Annotated in this window: 7 protein-coding genes; 5 read left to right on the forward strand and 2 right to left on the reverse strand. The window is 63.2% G+C overall.

What is annotated here, in order from left to right:
- Window positions 1–105 precede the first annotated feature (105 nt).
- Window positions 106–645: a murein L,D-transpeptidase family protein gene (locus HCZ87_RS19800; protein ID WP_167646696.1), complete on the reverse strand. Its 540-nt coding sequence runs from the start codon at window positions 643–645 to the stop codon at window positions 106–108.
- Window positions 642–1,814, reverse strand: coding sequence for a MalY/PatB family protein (locus HCZ87_RS19805; RefSeq protein WP_167646698.1), 1,173 nt, complete (start codon window positions 1,812–1,814; stop codon window positions 642–644). Before HCZ87_RS19805 ends, HCZ87_RS19800 begins: the two co-directional genes overlap by 4 nt.
- 158 nt (window positions 1,815–1,972) lie before the next feature.
- Here HCZ87_RS19805 and def (HCZ87_RS19810) point away from each other — a divergent pair, with 158 nt between their 5' ends.
- The 5 genes from def (HCZ87_RS19810) (at window position 1,973) to HCZ87_RS19830 (ending at window position 4,681) form a co-directional block, all read left to right on the forward strand.
- On the forward strand, window positions 1,973–2,497 hold the full coding sequence (gene def / locus HCZ87_RS19810) for a peptide deformylase (protein ID WP_167646700.1): 525 nt from the start codon (window positions 1,973–1,975) through the stop codon (window positions 2,495–2,497).
- Between the two features lie 37 nt (window positions 2,498–2,534).
- Complete coding sequence (gene def / locus HCZ87_RS19815) at window positions 2,535–3,032, forward strand: peptide deformylase (RefSeq protein WP_167646702.1); 498 nt, start codon at window positions 2,535–2,537, stop codon at window positions 3,030–3,032.
- 160 nt (window positions 3,033–3,192) lie between these two features.
- Window positions 3,193–4,122, forward strand: coding sequence for a methionyl-tRNA formyltransferase (fmt, locus tag HCZ87_RS19820; RefSeq protein WP_167646704.1), 930 nt, complete (start codon window positions 3,193–3,195; stop codon window positions 4,120–4,122).
- Complete coding sequence (locus HCZ87_RS19825) at window positions 4,123–4,359, forward strand: hypothetical protein (RefSeq protein WP_167646706.1); 237 nt, start codon at window positions 4,123–4,125, stop codon at window positions 4,357–4,359.
- Between the two features lie 85 nt (window positions 4,360–4,444).
- Window positions 4,445–4,681 (forward strand): GlsB/YeaQ/YmgE family stress response membrane protein, encoded by a 237-nt coding sequence (locus HCZ87_RS19830; protein WP_167646708.1) that lies wholly within the window; start codon window positions 4,445–4,447, stop codon window positions 4,679–4,681.
- Window positions 4,682–4,736: the final 55 nt, after the last annotated feature.

The following is a 4,736-nucleotide window of genomic DNA, read 5'->3' on the forward strand; positions in this document are numbered from 1 at the left end:
GCCCCGAAGGGGCGCGCGCGGCGCCGGTCGCTTTGGGCAAAGCCCAAAGCGAAACATCTCTTGAGGCATGAATTGACCTGCTTGAGGAAGGGGGGCACTGCGTGATCAGGGAAAGATCTCAACCGGGGTGCCAATCGGGACAAGCTCCCAAAGCTGTCGCATCTGCGCATTGCTCACGGCGATGCATCCTGCGGTCCAGTCTCCGGGCAGGGCCAAAGCGTCCGGCAGGGCGTTGGGCTGGCCGTGGATGAAGATGTCACCCCCGGGATCAACCCCTTCGGCCGCGGCGCGGGCACGATCTTCGGCGCGCGGGTAATCTATCCCCAGCGACAGGTGATAGGCGCTGTTTTCATTGCGCCGATCAATGTGAAACCGCCCCTCGGGGGTCTTGCCGTCCCCTTCGCGCCGCTTGTCGCCTTCCGGGGCAAAGCCCAAGGCGATTCCCATCCGCAGCACAGGGACCTCCCCGACAAAGCCCGTCAACATCCGGTCTGATTTGTCGATCCGCAGCAGATCCAGTGTCGTGCCCGCAGGCAACGCCTCCGGCGCTGGCGGGCGCGCGCCCCACAGCAGCGCCCAGAGGACCAGCGCCACGACAAGACCTGCCGCCAGAACCAGACCCGCCCCCCGCGGCAGCCGCGTCATTGCAGGTCAGAAAACGCCTTGGCCAGCCGTTCACAGGCCTCTTCCACCCGCGCCCGCTGGGTGCCAAGGTTAAACCGCAGGAAGCTTTCGCCACCGCTGCCAAAGGTATCGCCGTGGTTCACCGCGATATTGGCGCCTTGCTCCACCCGACGGGTGAATTCCGCCTGCTCCATGCCGGTGTCGGAAAAATCCACCCAGGCCAGATAGGTGGCTTGCAGCTCCATAGACTTCAGCCCCGGGATGGCATTCACCGCCTCGTCAAAGAGCGCCTTATTGGCGGCCAGATACGGCACCAGCGCATCCACATAGGCGGCCCCATCGGGCGAGTAGGCGGCGATGGTTGCGAATTCCCCGGCCGAATTGCCTTGCAGCGCCAGCGCCATCATCCGGCGGCGGAACCGCTCGCGCAGGGCCTCATCCGCGATGATGACCTGACCAGAATGCAGCCCGGCAATATTAAATGTCTTTGACGGCGCGGTCAGCATGATCAACCGATCGCTGATTTCCGGCGCCGCATTGGCCATCGGGATATGCCTGTGGCCGGCATAGACCAGATCATGGTGAACCTCGTCCGAGATCAGGAGCAGATCATGCCGCTTGCAGAAAGCGGCGACCTCCGTCAGCTCCGCCTGCGTCCAGACGCGTCCGCCGGGGTTATGCGGCGAGCAGAGAATGACCATCTTTTCCTTGCCGGTCATCTGCGCGTCATAGGCGGCAAAATCCATCTTGAAGAGCCCATCTTCCTGCACCAGCGGGCATTCCACAACCTCACGTCCCGCAAGGCGAATGACCTTGGCAAAGCTGTGATAGACCGGGGTGAACAGCACCACGCCGTCGCCTGGCTGGGTAAAGCTGTCGAGACAGAGGCCAACCCCGTTCACCAGCCCGGTGGTGGTAAAAATCGCGTCCTGATCCACGCTCCAGCCATGGCGGTTCTGCATCCACCACTGGATCGCCGCCTTATAGGGCGCCTCGCTGTTGACATAGCCATAGATGCCGTGATCGGCCATCTCGCGCATCTTGGCGGTGACCGCCTCGGGGGCCGCGAAATCCGTATCGGCCACCCACATTGCCAGCCCGTCGTCGGGCGAGACACCATAGAGCGGCTCCATCAAATCCCATTTGGTGCTATGCGTGTCGCGGCGGTCAATGATCTTGTCGAAATTCATGATGTGCAGTCTCCGTCAGTTTGGCGCGACGCTAGGGGATCTGGCCGGAACTGCAAAGCCTCGCCAGTGTTCCGATACAAACAGAAACCTGCGATTGCCTGTGTCAAAGGCACGCATGAGACGTTGCAGGATTGACGCGATTGGCCTAAATCAGCCGCATGAAACGTCAGATCCTGATCCATCCCGACCCGCGTCTGAAAAAGACCGCCCTAGATGTCCCGGAGCTCTCGGATGATCTGCGCGCGCTTGCCGACGATATGCTGGAAACCATGTATGCCGCCCCTGGCATCGGCCTGGCCGCGCCGCAGATCGGCGTGCTCGACCGTTTGATCGTGCTGGATTGTGTGCGCGAAGGCGAGGGCGAACCGCGCCCGCTGGTGATGTTCAACCCGCGTGTGCTTGCCGCCTCGGATGACACCAACGTCTATGAGGAAGGCTGCCTGTCGATCCCCGAACAATACGCCGAGGTCACCCGCCCAAAGGTGGTGGATGTGGAATGGATGGATCGCGACGGCAATCTGCGCTCAGATACCTTTGACGGGCTTTGGGCGACCTGCGTGCAACATGAAATCGACCATCTGGATGGCAAGCTGTTCATCGACTATCTGAAACCGATGAAGCGGCAGATGATCACCCGCAAGATGCAAAAGCTCAAGCGCGACCGCGCGCGCGGCAACGGCTGAACCAGCCGCCCTTTCTCCTGACGCCGAGGATCACCCCATGACCATTCGCCCCTGCCTGCCCTGGCCCGACAAGCGCCTGCGCACCAAGGCACAGGATGTGACCGAGGTAACCGAGGACATCCGCGCGATCTGGAATGACATGATCGACACGATGGAGGCGATGCCGGGCGTCGGCCTTGCCGCGACCCAGATCGGCGTGATGCTGCGCCTCGCGGTGGTGGATGGCTCCACCGAGCGCGGCCGCGCCGTGCGACTGGCCAACCCGGAAATCCTGCATGCCTCGATCGAGCTGCGCGAACATGAAGAAGCCAGCCCGAACCTGCCCGGCGTCTCGGCCAGGATCAAACGCCCGCGCGCGGTCACCGTGCGCTTCATCAACGAAGAGGGCGTGGTCGACCGGCGTGATTTCGTCGGAATCGAGGCCACTTCGGTGCAGCATCAGATCGACCATCTGAACGGCAAGATGTATTTCGACCACCTTTCCCGGGTGAAGCGCGACATGCTGATCAAGAAAGCACAAAAACTGCGCGGCTGACCCGAGGCGTTCATCTTTTCCAAAATATCCCCGCCGGAGGCACCGGCCTGCCCCCGGGCAGGCTTATCCCGTCGCGCGCTTGCGCGCGTCCGCTCTGGTTCTCGCGCCGCCCATGCGCTAAGCCTCTGTCCCATAGGCTCACGGCAAGAGGAACGGCGCGATGCGGGTAGTTTTTATGGGCACACCGGAGTTTTCGGTCCCGGTTCTGGATGGGTTGCTGGCCGCCGGACATGAGATCGCCGCCGTCTATTGCCAACCGCCGCGCCCCGCCGGGCGCGGCAAGAAGGACCGCCCAACCCCGGTCGAGGCGCGCGCCCGCGAGATGGGGCTGGAAGTGCGCCATCCGACCTCACTCAAGAGCGCTCAGGACCAGGCGGATTTCGCCGCGCTCAAGGCCGATGTCGCCGTGGTCGTCGCCTATGGTCTGATCCTGCCTCAGGCCGTTCTGGATGCGCCCAAACATGGCTGCCTCAATATCCACGCCAGCCTTCTGCCGCGCTGGCGCGGGGCCGCGCCGATCCACCGCGCGATCATGGCGGGCGATGCCACAACCGGGATTTGCATCATGCAGATGGAGGCGGGGCTGGACACCGGCCCGGTGCTGCTGCGCAGGGAAACCGAGATCGGCGCCGAGGAGACCACCGCAACGCTGCACGACCGCCTCTCTCAGATGGGCGCGGAACTGATTGTCCAAGCGCTCGCCGCGCTCCCCGATCTGCACCCCGAGGCGCAGCCCGAGGCTGGCGTCACCTATGCCGCCAAGATCGAAAAATCCGAGGCGCAGATCGACTGGACCGCCCCAGCCACCGAGGTCGACCGCAAGATCCGCGCCCTCTCGCCCTTTCCGGGCGCCTGGTGCGAGGTCGAAGGCCAGCGGGTGAAGCTCCTCGCTTCCCGGCTGGCGCCCGGGGTCACGGGGCAGCCGGGCGAAGTCCTGACCGAGACGCTCTGTGTCGCCTGTGGTTCCGGCGCGGTGGAGCTTCTGCGCCTGCAACGCGCCGGCAAGGGCGCGCAGGACCGCGAGACGTTCTTGCTTGGCTTTGCGATCCCGAAGGGCACGCGGCTCGGCACAGCGCCGGAGGCCGACTAGATGTTTCTGGCTTTGATGGGCACCGTGGTGATCGCAGGGATCACCGGCTACGCGGCGGAACGCAGCGGCTTTACGCAGAATGGCATCCTGCCGTCGATCATCATTTGTATTGGCGGCGCGTTCCTGTTCTTCTTTCTGCGGCTGATGTTTGGCATCGGGTTTCACGCTCCGGGCTGGAATGCCATCCTGTCCTCCATCGGCGCGTTGATTATCGTGCCATTCCATTGGCGGCGATAGCGGCGGTTGCATCTATTCCTGGTGGCGCAGCTCCGGGGGGGGCCCTTTCAGCGCGTCAGATGGAACAACAGAAAAAGGGGTTCATATGCCGATTGTATTTCTGATCATCATCGGCGCAGCGGCGGGCTTCATCGCCACCCGGATCATGCGTGTTGAAGCGGATGTTTTGACCACCATCGTGATCGGGATCGCGGGCGCCGTGGTTGGCGGCTTCGTGCTGCGCACACTTTTGGCGGTGATGGGCATGATGGCGGGGCTTGTCGGTGCGATACTCGGTGCGCTGCTGCTGATTTTTCTCTGGCAGAAGGTTCAAAACCGCTAGCACGTGAAGAAAGAGATGTTTCGCTTCGGGCTTTGCCCGAAGCGACCCGCGCGGT

This window comes from Phaeobacter sp. HF9A, assembly GCF_011806385.1.
Classification (GTDB): Bacteria; Pseudomonadota; Alphaproteobacteria; order Rhodobacterales; family Rhodobacteraceae; genus Epibacterium.